The sequence below is a fragment of the Streptomyces sp. JJ36 genome (assembly GCF_021696945.1).
Taxonomy (GTDB): domain Bacteria; phylum Actinomycetota; class Actinomycetes; order Streptomycetales; family Streptomycetaceae; genus Streptomyces.
In genome coordinates, this window is record NZ_JACYHE010000026.1 from 19,810 (window position 1) to 41,086 (window position 21,277).

Annotated in this window: 17 protein-coding genes; 11 read left to right on the forward strand and 6 right to left on the reverse strand. The window is 73.5% G+C overall.

Annotated elements, in window-relative coordinates; translation table 11 throughout:
* Positions 1 to 95: 95 nt before the first annotated feature.
* Positions 96 to 1,406: a Gfo/Idh/MocA family protein gene (locus HOY81_RS12890; protein ID WP_237320460.1), complete on the forward strand. Its 1,311-nt coding sequence runs from the start codon at positions 96 to 98 to the stop codon at positions 1,404 to 1,406.
* Between the two features lie 116 nt (positions 1,407 to 1,522).
* On the opposite strand, the gene HOY81_RS12895 is transcribed toward HOY81_RS12890, so the two are convergent.
* The gene (locus tag HOY81_RS12895; protein WP_237320461.1) at positions 1,523 to 2,572 is read right to left on the reverse strand and encodes a LacI family DNA-binding transcriptional regulator; all 1,050 of its coding nucleotides are present in this window, start codon (positions 2,570 to 2,572) and stop codon (positions 1,523 to 1,525) included.
* A 125-nt stretch (positions 2,573 to 2,697) separates the two neighbouring features.
* Here HOY81_RS12895 and HOY81_RS12900 point away from each other — a divergent pair, with 125 nt between their 5' ends.
* From HOY81_RS12900 to HOY81_RS12935, 8 genes are all read left to right on the forward strand, one after another.
* Positions 2,698 to 3,855 (forward strand): Gfo/Idh/MocA family protein, encoded by a 1,158-nt coding sequence (locus HOY81_RS12900; protein ID WP_237320462.1) that lies wholly within the window; start codon positions 2,698 to 2,700, stop codon positions 3,853 to 3,855.
* A complete protein-coding gene (locus HOY81_RS12905; protein ID WP_237320463.1) occupies positions 3,852 to 5,033 on the forward strand; it encodes a dihydrodipicolinate synthase family protein in 1,182 nt (393 codons plus the stop codon). The genes HOY81_RS12900 and HOY81_RS12905 overlap by 4 nt, the downstream gene beginning before the upstream one ends.
* Positions 5,030 to 5,890 carry a sugar phosphate isomerase/epimerase gene (locus HOY81_RS12910; protein WP_237320464.1) on the forward strand — a complete coding sequence of 287 codons (861 nt, stop codon included), beginning with the start codon at positions 5,030 to 5,032 and terminating at the stop codon, positions 5,888 to 5,890. Before HOY81_RS12905 ends, HOY81_RS12910 begins: the two co-directional genes overlap by 4 nt.
* A 182-nt stretch (positions 5,891 to 6,072) precedes the next feature.
* Complete coding sequence (locus HOY81_RS12915) at positions 6,073 to 6,252, forward strand: hypothetical protein (protein WP_237320465.1); 180 nt, start codon at positions 6,073 to 6,075, stop codon at positions 6,250 to 6,252.
* Positions 6,249 to 7,082: a hypothetical protein gene (locus HOY81_RS12920; RefSeq protein ID WP_237320466.1), complete on the forward strand. Its 834-nt coding sequence runs from the start codon at positions 6,249 to 6,251 to the stop codon at positions 7,080 to 7,082. Before HOY81_RS12915 ends, HOY81_RS12920 begins: the two co-directional genes overlap by 4 nt.
* Positions 7,079 to 8,005 carry a hypothetical protein gene (locus tag HOY81_RS12925; protein WP_237320467.1) on the forward strand — a complete coding sequence of 309 codons (927 nt, stop codon included), beginning with the start codon at positions 7,079 to 7,081 and terminating at the stop codon, positions 8,003 to 8,005. Before HOY81_RS12920 ends, HOY81_RS12925 begins: the two co-directional genes overlap by 4 nt.
* The gene (locus tag HOY81_RS12930) at positions 8,002 to 9,123 is read left to right on the forward strand and encodes a serine hydrolase (RefSeq protein WP_237320468.1); all 1,122 of its coding nucleotides are present in this window, start codon (positions 8,002 to 8,004) and stop codon (positions 9,121 to 9,123) included. Before HOY81_RS12925 ends, HOY81_RS12930 begins: the two co-directional genes overlap by 4 nt.
* A 398-nt stretch (positions 9,124 to 9,521) precedes the next feature.
* Complete coding sequence (locus HOY81_RS12935) at positions 9,522 to 12,605, forward strand: carbohydrate-binding protein (RefSeq protein WP_237320469.1); 3,084 nt, start codon at positions 9,522 to 9,524, stop codon at positions 12,603 to 12,605.
* Between the two features lie 89 nt (positions 12,606 to 12,694).
* On the opposite strand, the gene HOY81_RS12940 is transcribed toward HOY81_RS12935, so the two are convergent.
* Entirely contained in the window at positions 12,695 to 13,717 is a 1,023-nt protein-coding gene (locus HOY81_RS12940; RefSeq protein ID WP_308340995.1) for a TerC family protein, read from the reverse strand.
* A 211-nt stretch (positions 13,718 to 13,928) separates the two neighbouring features.
* On the reverse strand, positions 13,929 to 14,765 hold the full coding sequence (locus HOY81_RS12945) for an MBL fold metallo-hydrolase (protein WP_237320470.1): 837 nt from the start codon (positions 14,763 to 14,765) through the stop codon (positions 13,929 to 13,931).
* Between the two features lie 552 nt (positions 14,766 to 15,317).
* On the opposite strand from HOY81_RS12945, the gene HOY81_RS12950 reads away from it, so the two are divergent.
* The gene (locus HOY81_RS12950; protein WP_237320471.1) at positions 15,318 to 16,205 is read left to right on the forward strand and encodes a universal stress protein; all 888 of its coding nucleotides are present in this window, start codon (positions 15,318 to 15,320) and stop codon (positions 16,203 to 16,205) included.
* A 91-nt stretch (positions 16,206 to 16,296) separates the two neighbouring features.
* Positions 16,297 to 16,788: a carbonic anhydrase gene (locus HOY81_RS12955; protein ID WP_237320472.1), complete on the forward strand. Its 492-nt coding sequence runs from the start codon at positions 16,297 to 16,299 to the stop codon at positions 16,786 to 16,788.
* Between the two features lie 82 nt (positions 16,789 to 16,870).
* Here the strand turns inward: HOY81_RS12955 and HOY81_RS12960 are convergent, their stop codons facing one another.
* From HOY81_RS12960 to HOY81_RS12970, 3 genes are all read right to left on the reverse strand, one after another.
* Positions 16,871 to 18,085 carry a globin domain-containing protein gene (locus HOY81_RS12960; RefSeq protein WP_237320494.1) on the reverse strand — a complete coding sequence of 405 codons (1,215 nt, stop codon included), beginning with the start codon at positions 18,083 to 18,085 and terminating at the stop codon, positions 16,871 to 16,873.
* A gap of 748 nt (positions 18,086 to 18,833) precedes the next feature.
* The gene (locus HOY81_RS12965; protein WP_237320473.1) at positions 18,834 to 19,256 is read right to left on the reverse strand and encodes a pyridoxamine 5'-phosphate oxidase family protein; all 423 of its coding nucleotides are present in this window, start codon (positions 19,254 to 19,256) and stop codon (positions 18,834 to 18,836) included.
* Between the two features lie 192 nt (positions 19,257 to 19,448).
* The gene (locus tag HOY81_RS12970) at positions 19,449 to 21,188 is read right to left on the reverse strand and encodes a GAF domain-containing protein (protein WP_237320474.1); all 1,740 of its coding nucleotides are present in this window, start codon (positions 21,186 to 21,188) and stop codon (positions 19,449 to 19,451) included.
* Positions 21,189 to 21,277: the final 89 nt, after the last annotated feature.

Consider the following 21,277-nt stretch of genomic DNA (forward strand, 5'->3'; position numbering starts at 1 on the left):
GTCCCGCACCCGGCCCCGGGGCCGTTCCCGGCCGGACCACCCCCTCACCCTCAGCACTTCCGTACCCGCACCGCCGGACGTGAGGAAGAAGACCAGTGACTCGCCGCTACGCATTCGTCGGACTCGGCCACCGCGCGCAGATGTATGTGGACGCCCTGCTCGGGGAGTGGGCCGACGCGGGAGAGATCGTCGCCTTCTGCGACCCCAACCGCACCCGCATGGCCTACTACAACGAGCGGCTCACGGCCGCCGGGCGCCCCGCCGTGCCCTGCCTGCCGCCCGAGCGGTTCGGCGAGGCCCTGGACGCCGCCGACGCCGTGGTCGTCACCAGCGTGGACGCCACCCACGCCCGCTATGTGATCACCAGCCTGGAGGCCGGCCGGGACGTGGTGGTGGAGAAGCCCCTCACCGTGGACGCCGGGAGCTGCGCGGCCATCGCGGACGCCGCCGCCCGTTCCGCGGGGCGGATCGTCGTCACCTTCAACTACCGCTACTCACCCCGGAACTCCGCCGTGCGGCGGCTGCTCGCCGACGGCGCGATCGGCGAGGTGACCTCCGTGCACTTCGAGTGGGCCCTGGACACCGTCCACGGCGCCGACTACTTCCGCCGCTGGCACCGCGAGCAGGAGCACTCCGGCGGTCTGCTGGTGCACAAGTCCACCCACCACTTCGACCTGGTGAACTGGTGGCTGGGCGCCCGCGCCGAGCTGGTCTACGCCCAGACCGACCGCCGGTTCTACGGCGCCGACGGAGCCGGCGCCACCGCAGCCGCCGGCGGTCCACGACCGGAACGCGCCCGCGGCGCCCCCGGACTGGGCACCGATCCCTTCCTGCTGGACCTCTCCGCCGACGAGCGTCTCACACGCCTGTACCTGGACGCCGAGCACGAGGACGGCTACCACCGGGACCGGGACGTGTTCTCCCCGGACGTGGACATCGACGACACCATGTCCCTTCTGGTCCGCTACGACAGCCGTGCCGTGCTGACCTACTCCCTGACCGCCTACGCCCCCTGGGAGGGCTACCGCGTCGCCTTCAACGGCACCCGGGGCCGCCTGGAGCTGGATGTGTGCGAGCGCGTCTGGACACCGCCGCAGGCCGCGATCGACCCCACCGCCTCCGGCAAGGAACACGCCGCCGGTACCTGGGAGAAGCTGGTGCTGCACCGGCACTGGTCCGAGCCGGAGACGATCGACCTGGCACAGGGCGAAGGCGGTCACGGCGGAGGCGACCGCCTGCTGCTGGACGACGTCTTCCGTGGCCCGGGCGAGGACCCCCTGGTCCGCCAGGCCGGCTTCCAGGACGGTATCCGCAGCGTGCTCATCGGCGCGGCGGGCCGGCTCTCCTCCCGCCGGGGCCTGCCCGTCCGTCTCACCGACGAGGGCACCCGGCTGGTCGCGCCCTGAGCACCCCCGGCCCGCCGGGGGTCTCCGCGGCCTCCCGGCCCTGAACCGGCGTCAGGCCGCCCGGTCGTGCCGCGCCGCCCGGCCCGGCAGCGCCACCGCGGGGACCGCCCGGCACCTCACTCCCGCACGGGGGGCGGTGCGGTGGAGCTCCGGATGACCACCTCGGTCGGCAGCACCAGCACCGCGCCGGGCTCCAGGGGAGCCCGGCGCAGCGCCAGCCGGCCGGCCATCGCTCCCGCGTCGGTCAGCGGGACCCGTACGGTGGTGAGCGGCGGCCAGGCGTCGCCGCTGAACGGGAGGTCGTCGAAGCCCGCGACCGACACCTCCTCGGGGACCCGCCGGCCCTCGTCGCGCAGCGCCGCGCAGGCACCGAGCGCGGCGGCGTCGTTGGCGGCGACCACCGCGGTCAGCCCCGGCTCCCGGCGCAGCAGGTCGCACGCCCCGGCATACCCCGAGGCCCGGTCGTAGGCGCCGTACACCACCCGGGACCCGGTGGCGTCCGGGTGGCCCTCCAGCGCCTCCCGGTGGCCCTGCAGCCGCAGCGCCGTCGTGGTCCGGCCCCGCGGCCCGGCTATGTAGCCGATCCTGCGGTGGCCGAGGGTGAGCAGGTGCTCGGTGAGCCGTCTGGCCCCCGAGCGGTGCGCGAAGTCGACGGTCGCCACCTCCGGCGCCTCCGCCAGGCCGGGCAGCGCGGGCCGCCCGCACAGCACGATGCGGACCCCGGAGGCGGCGAGCCGCCGCAGCCGGTCGGTGAGGGTCGTCTGGTCCTGCTCGTCCTCCGTGGTGCCGCCGGTGAGCACCACCGCGTCCGCGCGCTCGCGCTGCAGCAGCGCGAGGTAACCGAGTTCCTGCTCCGGCTCACCGCCGGTGTTGCCGATGACGGCCAGCCGGCCGCCGTCGACGCCGCCGATCTCCGTCTGCACGGCGCCGGCCAGCAGGCCGAAGTAGGGGTCGGCGATGTCGTTGACCAGCACGCCGACCAGGTCGGACGCGGCGGCGGCCAGGGCCCTGGCCGGGCCGTGCGTGACGTAGTCCAGCTCCCGCACGGCACGCTCCACCCGGGCCCGGGTCTCCCCGGCCACCGGGTAGTTGCCGTTCAGCACGCGGGAGACCGTCGCCGTGGAAACGCCCGCGCGGGCCGCGACATCCGCCAGTGTCACCGCCATGGGCAGCCCCCTCGCCCTCGGCACGCCCGGACCGCGGGGCCACGCCGACTCTTGTACCGCTCACTGTTCGCGAGCTAGCCTACCGCAATGGTAAGCGCTTACTACGAGAAGGCGAGGGCGGGGAGATGGAGCGCAGAGTCATCCGGATCGCCATGAACGGCGTCACCGGCCGCATGGGTTACCGGCAGCACCTGGTCCGGTCGATCCTGGCCGTCAGGGAGCAGGGCGGCCTCCCCCTGGGGGAGGGAGCGGTGCTGTGGCCGGAACCGGTCCTCGTCGGACGCCGCGCCCACGCGCTGCACGAGATCGCCGCGCGGCACGGACTCCCGGAGGACGCCGTCAGCACCGACCTGGACGCCGTGCTCGCCGACGAGAGCGTGGAGGTGTACTTCGACGCGCAGGTCACCTCCGCCCGCCCGGGCGCGCTGCGGAAGGCCATCGCCGCGGGCAAGCACGTCTACACCGAGAAGCCCACCGCCACCGGCACCGCAGAGGCCCTCGAGCTCGCCCGGCTCGCGGCACGGGCCGGGATCCGGCACGGCGTGGTGCAGGACAAGCTCTTCCTCCCCGGCCTGCGCAAGCTGAAGCGGCTGGTCGACAGCGGTTTCTTCGGCAGGATCCTCTCGGTGCGCGGCGAGTTCGGCTACTGGGTGTTCGAAGGCGACTGGCAGCAGGCCCAGCGCCCCTCCTGGAACTACCGCGCCGAGGACGGCGGCGGCATCGTCGTCGACATGTTCCCGCACTGGGAGTACGTGCTGCACGAGCTCTTCGGCCGGGTCACCAGCGTCCAGGCCCACATCGCCACCCACATCCCGCAGCGCTGGGACGAACAGGGCAAGCCGTACACCGCGACGGCCGACGACGCCGCCTACGGCATCTTCGGCCTGGAGGGCGGGGCGGTCGCCCAGATCAACTCCTCCTGGGCGGTCCGGGTGCACCGGGACGAGCTCGTCGAGTTCCAGGTGGACGGCACCCATGGCTCCGCCGTGGCCGGGTTGCGCGACTGCCGGGCACAGCACCGTACGGCGACGCCGAAGCCGGTGTGGAACCCCGACCTCCCGGTGACCGAGGACTACCGCGCCCAGTGGCAGCAGGTCCCGGACAACGACACCTTCGGCAACGGGTTCCGGGCCCAGTGGGAACTCTTCCTCCGCCATGTCGTCCAGGACACGCCCTACCACTGGGACCTGGCGGCCGGCGCCCGGGGCGTGCAGCTCGCGGAGCTGGGCCTCGCCGCGGCCGCCGGGGGACGCCGCATCGACGTACCGGAGGTGACCCTGTGACCCTGCGCCTGCCCCGCCCCGACGGCTCCCTGTACGCCTACACGCCCGCCGCCGTGCCCCGCCCGGCCCCGGGCGGGCCGCCCCCGGCCTCCCGCGCGGTCTTCGCGGCCGCCCATGTCGTCGCCGACCCGCTGACCGGCGCCACGCCCGGCGGCCCGGCCGTCCTCGACTGGGACGCCACGCTGGCCTTCCGGCGCCATCTGTGGGCCCACGGTCTCGGCGTGGCCGAGGCCATGGACACCGCCCAGCGCGGCATGGGCCTGGACTGGCCGGCCGCCGCCGAGCTCGTCCGCCGGTCCGGCGCCGAGGCCAGGGCCGCCGGCGGCCGGATCGTCTGCGGCGTCGGCACGGACCAGCTCCCCGCCGGCGCCTCGCTGGACGAGGTGCGCGCCGCGTACGAGGAGCAGCTCGAGGTCGTCCAGCGGGCCGGCGCCCGGCCCGTCCTGATGGCCTCCCGGCATATGGCGGCCGCCGCCCGCGGCCCCGCCGACTACGCCACGGTCTACGGGCATCTGCTGAGCCAGGCCGACGAGCCGGTCGTCCTGCACTGGCTCGGCCCGGTGTTCGACCCGGCGCTGGAGGGCTACTGGGGTGCCCGGGACCTCGACGCCGCCGCGGAGATGCTGCTGGAGATCATCGCGGCCCACCCCGGCCGGGTGGACGGCGTCAAGATCTCCCTGCTGAGCGCCGGCCGGGAGACCGCGCTGCGGCGGCGGCTGCCCGCAGGGGTGCGTTGCTACACCGGAGACGACTTCCACTACCCCGAGCTGATCGCCGGGGACGACCCGGCGGACGAGCCGGCAGCGGTCGGGAGCGGCTTCAGCGATGCGCTGCTGGGGGTCTTCGACCCCCTGGCCCCGGTGGCCGCCGACGCCGTGCGCCGCCTGGACGCCGGGGACACGGCGGGATTCCGGGCACTGCTCGACCCCACGGTGGAGCTGGCCCGCCACCTCTTCGCCGCGCCCACCCGCTTCTACAAGACGGGCGTGGTGTTCCTGGCCTGGCTGGCGGGCCACCAGACGCACTTCGCCATGGTCGGCGGATGGCAGTCGGCACGGTCCCTGCCGCACCTGGCCACCGCGTACCGCCTGGCCGACGTCCTCGGCCTCCTCCCGGACCCGGAGCGCGCCGAGGACCGGATGCGCCGGCTGCTCGCCGTCCACGGGGTGACGGCATGACCGACCTCGCCCGGTTCTCCGTCAACCAGATGACCGTCCGGCAGCTCTCGCTGCCGCAGCTGGCGGCCGCGTGCGTACGGCTGGGCATCCCGGCCGTGGGCCTGTGGCGGGAACCGGTCGCCGAGCACGGACTGCACGCCACGGCCCGGCTGATGCGGGATGCGGGACTGTCCGTCAGCACGCTGTGCCGCGGCGGGTTCCTCACCGCCACCGAGCCCGTGGAGCGCCGTGCCGCCCTCGATGACAACCGCGCCGCCGTCGACGAGGCGGCCACCCTGGGCACCCGGACCCTGGTCCTGGTCTCCGGGGGCCTGCCGCCCGGCAGCCGGGACCTGGCCGCCGCGCGGCGGCGTGTCGCCGACGCGCTGGCCGAACTGGGACCGTACGCGGCGGAGCGGGGGGTACGGCTGGCCGTCGAGCCGCTGCACCCGATGTACGCGGCCGACCGCTGCGTCGTCTCCACCCTGAGCCAGGCGCTGGACCTGGCCGCGCCCTTCCCCTCCACGCAGGTGGGCGTGGTGGTGGACAGCTACCACCTGTGGTGGGACGACCGCACGGCCGCCGGTGTCGACCGCGCCGCCCGGGAGGGCCGCCTCCACGCCTTCCAGCTCGCGGACTGGGTCACCCCGCTTCCGCACGGCGTCCTCACCGGGCGCGGGCAGCTGGGCGACGGCTGCGTGGACCTGCGCTCGTTCCGCGAGCGGGCCGACGCCGCCGGCTACACCGGCCCCATCGAGGTGGAGCTGTTCAACGACGCGCTGTGGGCGGAGGACGGCACCGCGGTGCTGGCGCGCACGGTCGAGCGGTACCGCCGCCATGTACTGCCGCCCGGGACGGCCGGGCCCAGCGGGCCCTGAATGCCCGGAGTTCCCGGAGAAGGGGACGCCGTTCGCCGTCTCCACGCCGGTCCGGGACGCCCCCGGCGACCTGCGCGGGCCGGCTCACTCGATGGAGTGGTACGAGACGTCGTCGGGCGTTTCGCGGTCAGGTCGGGGCATGTCCCAGGTAATCGGTGCCCCTTCTTCTGCAGGAGTTGATGATGCTGGTCGAAACCCTGACTCAGGATGCCCCGGCCCTGGACGCGCAGCTGCTGGAGGACCTGACGGTTCGCCCCGAGGCGCCGGTGAGCGGCGCTCCGCTGCCCAGTCCCGCCACCGCATGGCTCCTCATCCTCTCGCCCAGGGAGCCGAAGGAACCGAAGGAGCCCCGGCGCCGGTGATCACGGAGCGGTCACGCGCTGCCCACAGCGCCGCGGCCGATCTGTTGTCCCGCCGTGCTCTCGGCGTCCTGCGGGAGGCCGAGAGCACGTCCGTGGCGGCCGGGCCCCTGCAGGCGGCAGCGCAGCACGAGCGGACCACGGTCCAGGACGCCTGCGAGAAGGCAGCCTCCGGCCCGGCGGTCGTGGCGGCCGCAGTGCGCGTCCTGGGAGCCGACACCCTGGCGCCGTACCTGCTGTCCGGCCGGGCCCTCCCGCAGGCGGAGTCGGCCGCCGTCCGTCTGAGCCTCTCGGCGCTGCCTCCGGCGCCCCACCCGGCGGCCGCACCGCCGGCCGGCCCGGAACCACCGTGGACCAGGGCCTGGATCGACTGGGGGCTCGCCACGGTCCTGACCCGTCTCGACCCGGCCGGACCCGGTGTGGCGGCACCCGTCCCGCAAGGCCCGCCGCAGTGTGGGGACGGTGCGCCCCGTCACCGCCCGGCTGCCCTCCCGGCCGGCCACCAGGGCGGCGGCGAAGGGTGGGTCCCCTGGTCCCTGCGCATGGGACAACTGGCGTCCCTGGCCCTGCCCGGTCTGGACGGACCGGTGCACCGGTCCGCACGCTCCGGCGTCCTCGCCCTGGCCCGCGGCGCGACCCGGGCTCTCCTGCGGACCGACTTCGCCACCGCGGCACGCATCGCCCGCTGGCTGGCCTGGCTGGCGGCCGACGATGTCGTCCTCCCGGTGGATGTCGCCCTGCTGACCCAGGACATCGCGCTGCGCGGGGGCGGTGACCGCTGCCTGCTGGACACAGCGATCTCCCACCGGCTCCTCGGCCTGGAGAACCCATGAGCACGGACCTGGCCCGCCTCGCCCACCAGATCAGGTCCCGCGCCCTGGACTGGCTGCACACCCACCGCCGAGCGGGAGCACCGGCCGGCGAGGACATCAGCACGGACCCGGAGGCCTACAAGGCGCTGGGGGAGACGGCGCTGACCGCCTGTCTGGTCCTGCGCGACGGTGCCGCCGGCAGCCGCGACTGCGCAGTGGCCCGCGCACTGCTGGACTTCTGCTGGACGGAGACGGAACACGGCACGCTGCTGTACCAGCGAATGCTGCGCCATCCCCTGGCCACCGACGCCCTGGAGATCTACGCCCATTTCGCCCGGTCCGGCTACCGTCACCCCGGCATGGAACGGCTGATCCCGCACGTCGTCGCGGCGGGCACCGCGCACGTCGCGGAGCAGCAGCCCAACCGGCGGCTCGCCGTCGCCAACGCCCTGCGCATCACCGGCCACACCACGGCAGCCCCCGCCTGGGAGACACTGACCCGTGCCACCTGGCTCGGCAGCACCCCGCAGCCCTGGCACATCGACTGGATGACCGGCTACGCCGTCACCCACACCGTCTTCCACCTCACCGACTGGGGCCGGCAACCGAGCGGCCTGCCCGACGACATGGCCGCCTACCTCACCCGCTGGCTGCCGGTGTGGACGGACATCTGGACGGAGGCCTGCCAGTGGGACCTGGTGGGCGAACTCCTGATCGTCGGCAACTGCCTGCCCGAGCCCTGCACCGAGGCCGGCGACTGGCACCGCCTGGCGGAACTCCAGCACCCGGACGGCCTGACACCCCGGGACGACCAGCCTGTCGACGACGACCCCGTCACCCGCTTCCGGGACCACCAGCACACCACCATCGTGGCCGCCGTCGCCGCAACAGTGGCCTTGGCCCGCGCCCTGGGCGCCCCTCCCGCACCCGCAGGGCGGACATGACCGCCCGCGCCTCCGCCCACGCCCGTGACCCGGCAGACGATGCCGGCCCTCTGCTCGACCCCACCCTGGTGCGGCAGGCGACCCGAAGGCTGCGGTCCGCGGCGCCCGGTGCCAGCACGGTGGCGATCGGCCTGCACCGCAGGGGCCGCCGTGCCCTCGTGGTGCAGGGTCACACCGCACACCACGACGGGGTGCCTGCCGACACGGCCACCCGCTTCGAGATCGGATCCCTCACCAAGACCTTCACCGCCGTGCTGCTGGCCGAACAAGCAGCCCGCGGAGAACTGGACCACCACGACCCCCTCGCCCGCCACCTTCCCGCCGGCGCCAGCCTGCCCCCGAAGGGCTCCGGCATCACCCTCACCCACCTCGCCACCCACACCTCCGGACTGCCCCACACACCGCCCGGACTGCCCTACCTCCTGCCCTGCGTGCTGCGCCGCCCTCTCCCGCGGCTGCTGGCCGCCCCCTACGCCGGCTTCACCACCCGGGACGCGCTGCACGCACTGGCCCGCAGCCGCCTTCGGGCCACTCCCGGCACACGTATGCGCTACTCCAACTTCGGCGTCGGACTGCTGGGCCACGCCCTCACCCACGCGGCCGGCGACACCTCCTACGCCACCCTGCTCCACACCCGGGTTCTGCGGCCCCTCGGACTGCGTACCACCGACGCCGCCACCAGCCCTCCCTCCGCCTTCACCCAGGTCACCGGCTACTGGCGCCACCGCCCCCTGCCTCCGTTCCGCTTTCCCGGACTGGCCGCGGCAGGGGCCCTACGGGCCGGCGTACGGGATCTCCTCGCGCTCGCCGAGGCTCTCCTCGATCCCGCTTCGGCCGGCGTACCGCCCACCTTGCGTACCGCCCTCCATGATGTACGGCGACCGCGGATCCGCATGCGGCGCGGCAACGGCGTGGCACTGGTTTGGCACATCCGCACCCGCCCCGACGGGACGCGCCTGTACTACCACGCAGGCGCCACCTTCGGCTGCACCAGCTTCGCCGGCTTCAGTCCGCACCACGGCACAGCCCTGGTCGCCCTGGCGAACACCTCCTCAGCGCACGGCAACACCCTCGTCCAGGAGGCGTACGACGTCCTGATCGGCCTCCTCGGCGGGTAACGCGGGCCTTTGCCCACCACCAGCAGGCCGAAGCGGGCACGCACGGGCCCGTACGCCATGACTCCGTCGACAGGTGGGCAGAAAGCGCTGCCTCACTCCCCTGCAGGTCGCCCGCTCAGGCGTGCCTGCTGGGCGGCGTAGAGGGCGACGACGGGGCCGCATGGGCCACTGTCCGCGGCCGGCCTTCCCGTCGGGATTCCCAATCGGTTGCCGCCTTTGAGGAGCGCTCGCACCGAAGCCGAGCCGGATGCCGAGGAAACCGCTGGACACAGGTGTGCGGGGCGATGAGACGGGTCGCCCCCTGTGCAAGCGGTTGCACCACACCCCCTTGACGCAGAAAGCGCTTTCCCTACTCTCGGGGGGACACGTCAAGGCTCATCCTCGAGAAGGGGTAAGCGGTGAGACGATCATTAACGCGTCGGCTCGTGTCGACGCTCGCCACGACGGCCGTGGTGACGGCTGGTCTGGCCCTGCCGGCGTCCCAGGCGTCGGCGCAGGCCGGTGGTGCCACGGGCTACGCCACCCAGAACGGCGGTACGACCGGCGGTGCGGGCGGGCAGACGGTCCGGGCCACCACCGGTACCGAGATCCACGAGGCCCTGTGTACCCGGGCCGGCACCGGCACTCCGGTCGTCATCGAGGTCGAGGGGACGATCAACCACGGCAACACCAGCAAGGTCTCCGGTGACAGTTGCGACACCGACGACGACAGGATCGAGCTCAAGCGGGTCAGCAACGTCACCCTGGTCGGCGTCGGCAGCGGGGCCGTCTTCGATCAGGTGGGCATCCACATCCGCGAGTCCAGCAACATCATCATCCGGAACGTGACCGTCCGGAACGTCCGGAAGTCCGGCTCGCCCACCTCCAACGGCGGTGACGCGATCGGCATGGAGAGCGACGTCCGGAACGTCTGGGTCGATCACACCACGCTCGAGGCGTCGGGCGGGGAGTCGGAGGGCTTTGACGGCCTCTTCGACATGAAGGACGACACCCGGTACGTCACCCTGTCCTACAGCGTGCTGCGCAACTCGGGCCGCGGCGGTCTCGTCGGCTCCAGCGAGAGCGACACGTCGAACAACTTCATCACGTTCCACCACAACCGGTACGAGAACATCGACTCCCGGGCCCCCTTGCTGCGTGCCGCCACGGCACACATGTACAACAACCACTACGCCGGCCTCGCGAAGTCCGGGATCAACTCCCGGGTGGGCGCCCGCGCGAAGGTGGAGAACAACTACTTCGAGGACTCCAGGGACGTCCTGGGCACCTTCTACACCAACGAGCGGGGCTACTGGCAGGTCAGCGGCAACATCTACGACAACGTGACCTGGTCGGACGAGGGCGACGAGAACCACCCCGCCGGGCCCGACCCGCAGTCCACCACGACGGTGAGCGTGCCGTACTCGTACGAGCCCGACGACGCCGGCTGCGTGCGGGAGGTGCTGGACCAGACCGCGGGCGCCGGCAAGGGCAACCGCACCTCGGACGGCGACTGCGAGGCGGAGGACCCGGCCGACCCGGGCCCGACCGATCCTCCGACCGACCCGGACCCGACCGATCCCCCCGGCGGGACCAACCTCAGCCTCGGGGCCGGCGCCGACGGTTCCGGCAAGGCCGACGGGACCAGCTACGGGAACGTCATCGACGGAGACCTGAGCACCTACTGGTCGCCGAGCGGCACGACCGGTCGCATCTCGGTCAAGTGGGGCTCCGGCACCACGGTGTCCACCGTCAACATCCGCGAGGCGGCCGGATCCGAAGGCACCATCGGCTCCTGGCGGGTCGTGAACCACGACACCGGCGCCGTCCTCACCACCGGCAGCGGAGCGGGTGTCCTCACCTTCGACCCGACGACGCTGCGAAAGATCGACTTCGAGATCACCGGTGCGAACGGCACACCGCGCGTCGCCGAGTTCGAGACCTACGCCGGCTCACCGCCGGACGACGGCGACAGTGGCGGTGGCACCGGCGACGGCGAGGCGGTGCGGCTCGAGGCCGAGTCCCCCCCGGCGATGTGCGACGGCTCGCTCGACAACGACCACTCCGGCTACTCCGGCAGCGGGTTCTGCAACACCGGCAACGCCTCGGGCGCGGCGGCCGGGTTCACCCTCGACGCCGGGAGCGCCGGAGAGGCGACCCTGACCGCCGGGTACGCCAACGGCACCTCGGCCGGCCGGGGCGCGACCGTGGAGGTCAACGGCTCGACGGTGGCTTCGGTCCCGTTCGAGCCGACCGGCGCCTGGGACAGCTGGTCCACCGAGAGCGTCACCGTGCCGCTGAACGCGGGCACCAACACGGTCCGGCTGGTCGCCACCGGTCCGCAGGGCCTGCCGAACATCGACTACCTGGACTCCTCGCTGGGCGGCCCGCCGGACGGCGGCGGTGACACCCCGCCGCCGTCGGGCGACGAGATCTTCGTGGCTCCGGGCGGCAGCCACAGCGCCTCCGGCACCGAGTCCGACCCGACGACGCTCACCTCGGCGATCGACCGGATCGAGCCCGGCGGGACGATCTACCTCCGCGGCGGTACGTACGACTTCTCCGAGACGGTGCACATCGAGCCGGGGAACGACGGCCTGCCGGGCGACCGCAACGAGCTGTTCGCCTACCCCGGGGAGACACCCGTGCTGAACTTCTCGGCGCAGAGTGAGGACTCGTCCAACCGGGGACTCGCCATCGGTGGCGACCGGTGGCACCTCGACGGCATCACCGTCGAGCGGGCCGGCGACAACGGAATCCTGCTGGGCGGTGACGACACCATCATCGAGCGGGTGACCACCCGGTACAACCGCGACACCGGGCTGCAACTGTCGCGGTACACCGCCGGGGCCCCCAGGGCGGAGTGGCCTTCGAACAACCTGATCGTCAGTTCCGTCTCGCACGACAACGCCGACTCCGACGGTGAGGACGCCGACGGCTTCGCCCCGAAACTCACCGTCGGTGAGGGGAACGTGTTCCGCTACACCGTGGCGTACAACAACATCGACGACGGCTACGACCTGTACACGAAGTCGGAGACGGGCCCGATCGGCGAGGTCACCATCGAACACTCCCTGGCGCTCGGCAACGGCTCGCTCTCCGACGGCTCCCAGCACTCGAGCGGAGACCGCAACGGCTTCAAGCTCGGCGGCTCGGACATCGAGGTGGACCACCACGTCCACCACAGCATCGCCTTCGAGAACGGCAAGCACGGGTTCACCTACAACTCGAACCCCGGCACCATGACCCTCTCGAACAACCTGAGCGTCGGCAACGGGGAACGCAACTTCCAGTTCGACGGCGGCTCCTCGGTGTTCCGGAACAACACCTCGTGCGACAGCGGCTCGACCGACCGCTACGAGGGGGACGCCGACGGGTCGAACCAGTTCTGGGACGGATCCAACGGTTCCCGGTGCGCCCCGTACGCGGGCTCCCTGGACTGGCGCTTCGACTCCAGCGGCCGCCTCGTGGTCACCATCGGCGGCAGCGAGGTCGACCTGTAACCCGTACGGCCGACAGCGCCGCAGCCGCCTCGATGCCGGCCCGCCCGGAAGGAACCGGGCGGGCCGGCCGCCCCAGGCCTGTCAGGCGGTCACGTCCGGCCGGTCTCCCGGTCGGAGTCCGCGGACGGGGGCGGGTGCGCGCGCAGTGAACCGGGATGGGCCTTGGCCTCCGGATCGTGCCTGGTCTTGATCAGGCTGGCCACGGTGACGACGGCGAGTACGAGGGCGATCACGGCCAGGCTGAGCGGGGTGGGGATCTCGGGGACTCCTTCGTGCACGTCGACGTGCGCCCAGTGCAGGATGAGCTTGACGCCGATGAACGCGAGGATCAGTGCGAGCCCGGCCGACAGGTACACCAGCCGGTCGAGCAGCCCCTTGACGAGGAAGAACAGGGCGCGCAGGCCGAGCAGGGCGAAGGCGTTGGCGGTGAAGACGATGTACGGCTCCCGGGTGATGCCGAAGACCGCGGGGATGGAGTCGAGCGCGAAGAGCAGGTCGATGCTGCCGATGGCGAGCAGGACGATGAACAGCGGGGTGACCATCCGGCGCCCGTCGGCGCGGGTGGTGAGCTTGCCGCCGACGTAGTCGGAGGTGACCGGCAGGAACCGGCGGGCGGCCCTGACCATGACGTTGTCCTCGATGGCGGGATCCTCGTCGCGGTGCCGGAACAACTGCACGGCCGTGTAGATCAGCAGCAGCCCGAACAGCAGGAACATGAACGAGAACAGCGCCAGCAGGGTCGCCCCGAGCGCGATGAAGACGGCGCGCATGGCCAGGGCGAGCACGATGCCGAAGGTGAGCACCTTGTGCTGGTGTTCCGCCGGCACGGCGAAGGTGGTCATGATGATGACGAAGACGAACAGATTGTCGACCGACAGGCTCTTCTCCACGATGTAGCCGGCGAAGTACTCCGTGCCGAACCCTCCGCCGTACCGCAGGGCGAACCAGCCGCCGAAGGCGACCGCGACGAGGATGTAGAACACCGACCAGGCGGTGGCTTCGCCGAAGCCGACCCGGTGCGGGCGTGCGGCGGCCAGGATCAGGTCGACGGCGAGCAGGGCGAGGATCAGGCCGATGGTGACGGCCCAGGTGAGTGCGCTGATGTCCAGCACCGGTCCTCCGTTCGGTTTCCGGGTCCGCCTCCGTCCGGTCCGTTCTCATTGTGCGGGTCCGGGCCCTCACCCGCGGGGACGACGCGGTGCTGCCACCGGCGGTGCCGTCCGGCGCGTCGGGTGGGCTGCCGGCGCCGGCCCGCGCAGGGGCCGGTGCCGAAGGGCGTACGCCGGAGGGCCTCAGGGCGCCTGCGCGGCGGCGGCAGCATCCTCAGAGCACGCGGTCGGCGGTGACCGTCACGCGTTCGCCCGGGGTGCACCGCAGCACACAGGTGCCGAGCCCGCGCCGGTCGGCCTCGGTGAGGAAGTCGGAGAGGGGGGAGCGGAAGACGGTGTAGTCGTCGTAGTGGACGGGCAGCGCCCGGCGTGGCCGGAGGAGGTCGAGCAGGCCGGCGCCCTGCACGGCGTCCATGGTGACCACCATGCCGCCGGGCAGCGTGGTCCCGCCCAGGTGCAGGACGGCCAGGTGGATGTCGGGGTGGCGCCGCGCGATCTCGCGCAGTCCGTCGTACAGGAGGGTGTCGCCGGTGAGGTAGACGACGAGCCGGACGGTCCCCGTCCGGTCTCCGAACTCCAGCAGGCTGCCCATCACCGGCGGCAGCAGGGCGCGCGCCGGCCCCGGGGCATGGCGGCCGGGCAGTGCGGTGATGCGCACCAGCGCGTCACCGCGGAGCAGGGTGTGGCTCTGCCAGGTGCGCAGTCCCACGGCGCGATGGAAGCCGTACAGCCCCTGGAGGAAGCGGGAGGCGTGCGGTGTGGTCACGAACGGCAGGCTCCGGTCCAGGGCGCGGCGGGCCACCCGGTCGAAGTGGTCGCCGTGCAGGTGGGACAGGACGACTGCGTCGAGGTCGTCGTGCGGGAGGTCGGCCACGTCGAGGGCCGGATCGGTCAGCCGGCGGGAGACCAGCCCGTAGCCCAGGTGGGCGAGCTGCCCGCGGTGGAGGAAGTTCGGATCGGTCAGCAGCGTCAGCTCCCCGTAACGGATCAGCAGTGTGGCGTTACCGATGAACCGGATCTCCGCGGCCCCCTCGGGCGGTGTGCGCGGCACTGCCGGGCTCCCTTCGTCAATCCCCTCCGTCGGGGTGCTCCGAGTGGCCCGGGGCCGCCCCCCTCACACCCGCCCGCCGCCCTCGCCCGCGCCCTGCGGGGCCGGTCCCTGCTGCGGCCCGGGCCTCCCGTGGCAGCATCCCGCACGTGCCGGCAGTCCACCTGCGCCGCGTGATCGGCGATGCCGTCCAGGCCTCGCAGGCCGGCCGCTTCCGCCTGGGTCACTTCGGCGTCGCCGGCGGCGACGCCGCCGCGGTCGAGCACCACGCCGATCAGCTTCTCGACCGGATCACCCTCCAGGGGACCGAAGGGCCTCTTCCGGGATGCCGTGGCGGCGCCGAGGCTCGACAGTGGAGGGAGAGCAGGGAGCGCGGCCGTCCGGCCGGCTCGTGCTGGAGCGGGTCGTGTCCGGGCCCGGAACGCCTCCGGGGTGCTGTGCGGGACCGCAGTTCCGGGCGCGGGTGTTCACGGGTTCCCTGCTGTCCGGGCGGTGGTGTGAGGTGCCGGGTGGCCGGGCCCCGGGTGGGGCGTGCTGGGAGAGTGGAGGCGTACGGTGAGCGCACCGGTTCTGGTGGGGGTGGACGGCTCGTCGTCGGCGCTGGCGGCCGTCGAGACGGCGGCCGGCGAGGCCCGGATGCGGGGCTGCGGCCTCCGGGTGGTGTACGCCTACTCCTGGCCCCCCACGTATCTGCCGCCCGGCCCCGTCCCGCTGGCACCCGTCGAGGACGGGCTGCGGGAGGCGGCCGACCGCACGCTGGAGGAAGCCGCCACCCGGGCCCGGTCCGCCGCCCCCGGTGTGGCCGTCAGCCACTCGGTCCGCACGGGCCCGCCCCGTATGGTGCTGGAGGAGGAGTCCCGGGACGCCGGCCTGGTGGTGGTCGGCAGCCGGGGCCTCGGGAGGGTGACCGGAGTCCTGCTCGGTTCGACGGCCGTGCACCTCGCCGCACACGCCCGGTGTCCCGTCCTGGTCGTGCGGGAGGCCCCGGGGGAGGACGACGCCGTCCTGGTGGGCGTGGACGGTTCGCCGGCCGGAGAGCACGCGGTCGGCTTCGCCTTCGCCGAGGCCGCCCTGCGCGGGGCCGGCGTTCTGGCCCTGCACGCGTGGACGCCGTGGAGCGCCCCGGTGCCTCCGCCGCAGGACCCCGCTCAGCCCTACGCGTCTCCGCCGGGCGCGCTCGAGGCGGGTGAGGAGCGGCTGCTCGCCGAGGCCCTCGCCGGCCACCGGGAACGGTATCCGGACGTCGCGGTGGAGCACCGCCTGGTGCGCGAGGGCGCCCGCGAGGCGCTGATCTGGGCGAGCGCACGGGCCGGCCTGCTCGTGGTGGGCGCGCGGGGCCGCGGCGGCTTCAGCGGACTGCTCCTGGGCTCGGTCAGCCAGGCGGTCGTCCACCACGCGCAGTGCCCGGTCGTCGTCGTACGGCAGCCCGGAGGCCACCGGTGAGGTCACGCGTCGTCGGCGGCCGGGGCGGGTCGTGCGTCGGGGAGAGCGCGAAGACCGGCCCGCAGGAATGCGCGTACCGGGAGGAAGAACGATGGGTGCCATCGACGACGTACTGAAGAAGAACGCCGCCTTCGCGGCTGCGTACGAGGACCTCGACCCTCCGCGACCGCCGAGGAAGAGACTGGCCGTCATCGCCTGCATGGACTCCCGGCTGGACGTGCACAGGATGCTCGGCCTCGCGGAGGGGGACGCGCACGTCATCCGGAACGCCGGCGGGGTCGTCACGGAGGACACCATCCGGTCGCTGGTCATCTCCCAGCGTGTCGGGGGAACGCGAGAGATCATGCTCGTGCACAACACGGAGTGCGGGATGCTCACCTTCCAGGACGACGTGCTGAAACGGCAGGTGGAGGCCGCCTCAGGGACCAGGGTGCCGTTCGGCTTCCACGCCTTCGGCGACCTGGAGGAGCAGGTGCGTCGCTCCGTGGCCCGCATCCGGGAGAGCCCCTTCCTCGTCCACAAGGATGCCGTCCGGGGCTTCGTCTACGACGTCCGCACCGGGCGGCTGCGCGAGATCCGGTGACGGCTCCGGCGCCCTGGGCCGCCGGCGGCCGGTGGCCCCGGCCGCCGCGGTGAGGACACCGCGGCGGCGCTTCCGCGCTGCTTCAGGCGGCCGGGCCGGGCAGCCACAGATCGGGCCCGAAGACCTCGTAGCGGATGCGCCGTGCCGGCACCCCGGCCGCCAGCAGCTGGGTGCGCACCGCCCGCATGAACGGCAGCGGGCCGCAGAGGAACACCGTGGGGTCCGCAGGCAGCCCGATGCCGTCGAGGCCCATCAGGCCTTCGCGGGCGTCCGGTTCCTCCGGGCCGGGGTGCTCGTACCAGAAGACGGTGCGACCGCCCGGCAGCCGTCCGGCCAGTTCCCTTGTCTCGGTGCGCAGGGCGTGTTCGGCGGGGGAGTGGTCGGCGTGCAGGACCAGCACCGGACGGGTCGAGCCGAGGGAGACGAGCCGAGCCAGGATGCCGGTCATGGGGGTTCCGCCGATGCCCGCGGACACCAGCACCAGCGGCGTGGCGGTGTCTGCCGCCTCGTCGAGGAAGACGTCTCCGAAGGGTGCGGAGAGCGTCAGTTCGTCGCCCTCCCGGACCTCCTCGTGCAGGAGACGGGAGACCTCGCCGTCCGGCGCGCCCGCCGTGCCGGCGACCCGTTTCACGGTGATCCTCCGGAGGTCGCCGCCCGGATCGGAGGAGAGGCTGTACTGGCGCACCTGGTGGATCCCGTCGGGCATCAGGGCCCGCACGCTCACGTACTGGCCCGCCCGCGCACGCGGAGCAGGGGCGCGGTCGGCGGGACGGAGCAGGAAGGACACCACGTCCGGCGTTTCGGCACGACGTTCGACGACCGTCCACTGCCGCCAGACCTGGCCGGGTCTCACGCCCGCGTCCTGGTAGAGGCGGGCCTCACGGCCGATCAGGGCACCGGTCATCAGCCAGTACACCTCGTCCCAGGCCGCGGCGACGTCCGGGGTGACCACGTCGCCGAGGACCTCGGCGATCGCGCCGAACAGGTACTTGTGCACGAGCGTGTACTGGTCGTCCGTCACACCGACGGCGGCGTGCTTGTGCGCGATGCGGTCCAGCAGGGTGTCCGGGCGGCCCTCCGGGTCGTCGAGCAGCGCGGTCGCGAAACCGGCGATCGATCCGGCCAGGGCCCGGCGCTGGGCTCCGCTGGCCTGGTTGCCGCGGTTGAACATCCCGTCGAGCAGTTCCGGACGGTCGCGGAACATCGCACCGTAGAAGCGTGCGGTGATCTCGTCGAGCGCACCGGACACGGCCGGCAGGGTGGCACGCACCACCGCGGCGGACTCTTCGGACAGCATGAAGCCTCCCGGGCAGGGACAAGGGGGAAGTGGCGCCGCCGTCACACCGGGGCGGCCACTCCTGTGTAGCAGGCACCCGCCCCCGTTCCGGCGTGGTTCGGGGCCTCCGGGCGAAGCAGGGCCGGACGGCCCGCCGATGCGGGCACACCGGTCCCTGCACCCGTTCACCGCAGGGACGCACGGCACCGGAGACCTTCCCCTTCCGGCCCTACCGCGGCAGCCGCTCTCCGGGCGCGACCGGCTGCCCGCAGGAGCGCTTCGACGGGGGCGGGTCGCAGCACGCCGAGCCCCCGGCGGGCTGCGGCCGGGAGCAGGGGCTGATGCCCGGCCGGGGTTGCGGGCGTGCCCCGGTGATGCCGGTGGCGTCCGGTCCGTCGGAGGCGGCGCGGAGCGGTCGCCCGGCTCCGGAGCGACAGGAGTCCGCGCTCCGTCGCCGGCGCCCGCACCGGAGGGACGTGCCCGGTGCCGCGGGGCGTCCCGGGCCGGGGAACGCCGCGGAAGCAGCCGGGCGGTGACGACGGACCGGCCGCCGGCCGCTGGGCTCCGGCGGCCGGCGGCCGAGGGGAACGGCTGCACCTGCGGGGCAGCGGGAGAAGGGGGGCGACGGCGCGCCTGTGCGAAGCCTGCACCGCGCGCAGGACGGCCCGCACGGGCCCCCGGGGCCCGGGCCCCGGGGACCCGTACTCGTCGGCTCGGCCCTGTCGTGGTGTGCACCGGAGGCCGGGCAGGCCGCACCGGTGACGACGTCTCACCGGGAGTCGCGCGCTCCCCGGAGTTCGCGCCCGGTGACCATCTCCGGTGCGATGCGTACGACCACCGTGCCCTGCAGAGGCATCCAGGAGGCGGGGCCGGCCTGCGAGAGGCGCTGGTGCTCGGCGGGATCGGCCACCACGGTGGCCCGTCCGGTGACGACCACGCTCCAGCCGGACCGGGTCGCCGCATCGAACTCGTCCGCCTCGAAGGCGACCACGACGCCGTCCACGGCGTGCACGAGCTCCGACCCGGGCGAGGTGCGCAGCAGGACGGAGCCGTCCGTGTCCAGGGAGAAGTTGGCGGGGAGGATCGCGGGCAACGCGTGCCTGGTGTAGACCACCCTGCCGACCGGCACCTCGGCCAGCAGGCGCAGGCACTCCGCCCGGTCGAGAGCCTGGAAGGTGTCACTCTGGAACATCGCTCCATCGTCACCGCGGTCCCCAGGCGGGGGTAGGGCCGGTCGGCCCTGCGCCCGCCACCCGGGGTCCCGGCGCCGCCGACGGCAGCCGCGCAGCAGGCCGGGCGCCCGCCTCCGCCGGGAGCCCCGGGGGCGCTGGGGCCGTGAGGACCCGCCCCGGCCTCGCCCGTACGGCCGGACTCCTTCCGGCCCTCACCGCTCGTGGGAGGGCAGCGGCACGGACCAGACCAGCAGCGTACCGCTGGGCCGGTTCGGGGAGACCTCGAAGCTGCCCTGCAGGGCCTCGGCGCGTTCCCTGATGTTGGCGAGGCCGCTGCCGCGGACGGCACCACCACCGAGGCCGGTGCCGTCGTCCGCCACCCGCAGCCGGAGCACTCTCCCCGAGACGTCGACACCGACGTCGACCGACGCCGCCCGGGCATGCCGGGCGGCGTTCGACAGCGCCTCGCCCAGCACGGCCAGCAGGTGGTCGGCGTGCGTGGCGGGGACAGCGGTGTCCAGCAAGCCGGTCATCCGCAGCGCCGGGGAGAAACCGAGCGCTTCGGCGGCCCGGTCGGTGGTGGCGACCAGCTTCGCCCGCAGGCCGCCGCCGCGTCCGCGGTCGCCCTCCCGCAGGCCGTAGATGGTGGACCGGATGACTTTGATCGTGTCGTCCAGATCGTCCACCACCCGCTGGACCCGTTCGCTCGCCTGTGGCCGGTCGGAGACGTGGCCCAGGGTGGACTGCAGCGTCAGGGCACCGGCGAACAGCCGCTGGATGACCAGGTCGTGCAGGTCCCGTGCGATGCGGTCGCGGTCGCTGAGGACGAGCATGCGCTCGGCGTCCCGGCGGTGATCGGCGACCTCGAGCGTCAGGGCGGCCTGGTTGCCGAACCCGGTGATCATGTCGACCGTGGTGTCCGGGAACGACGGGCCGCCGGGCATGTTCGCCACCGTGATCACACCACGTCGGCGGTCGCCCGAGCCCAGCGGCACGAAGAACGCAGGCCCCAGGTCCACCGCCGGGACGCCGCTGCCCTCGGCGCGCGGGGCGACGCTGACGGCGTCGCCGGTCACCGTCGCTCCGGAAGCGGCCACCTTCGCCGCCGGCGCCGTGGCCGGCAGCACCAGGCCGCGGACGTCGTCGGCCCGGGCGCCGGAGGCGACCTCGACGGCGAGCTCACCGCTCTCGCCGACCGGGACCGCCAGCGTGACCAGGTCCGCACCGGCCAGCTCCCGCACGGTGGCAGCCACCGACTCCAGGACCTCCGCCGGCTCCACGCCCGCCAGCAGGCTGCGCGTCAGGTCGTCACTGGCCGCCAGCCACCGCTGCTTCCGCCGGGTCTCGTCGTACAGCCGGGCGTTGTCGATCGCCACGCCGGCCGCGGCGGCCAGAGTCCGCAGCACCGCCTCGTCGTCCGCGTCGAACTGCGTTCCGCCCCGTTTGTCCGTCAGGTACAGATTGCCGAAGACCTCCTCCCGCACCCGGACGGGGGCTCCGAGGAAGCTGGTCATCGGCGGGTGCCCGGGCGGGAATCCCACCGACGCGGGGTGGTCGGCCAGTCGGGCCAGCCGCAGCGGCTCCGGGCGGCGGATGAGTTCCCCCAGGATGCCCTCGCCGCGTGGATAGCTCCCGATCCCGGCGACGGTCTCCTCATCGATGCCCACGGTGAGGAACTGCTTGATCGTCCCTTCCTCGCCCAGCACACCCAGCGCCCCGTACCGTGCGTCGACCAGGGTGACCGCGGAGTCCACGATCCGGCGCAGCACCACCTCCAGGTCGAGGTCGGACCCGACGACCAGGACGGCGTCGAGCAGCGTCCGCATCCGGTCCCTCGCCGAGCGCACCAGCCCCACCTGCTGCTGCAACCCTTCCAGCAGTTCGTCCAGCCGGAGCTGGGGAGGGGTCCCCGGCGTTCCTGCGTCGCTTCTGCCCTGCGCGCCCTCGCTCACCACGGCTTCCTCACGTCTCGACGGCCGGGTCACTGCCAGCATGCCGGAGCCGCCGTGCCGCGTGGACGTCGCCTCCCTTCCCGGCCCGT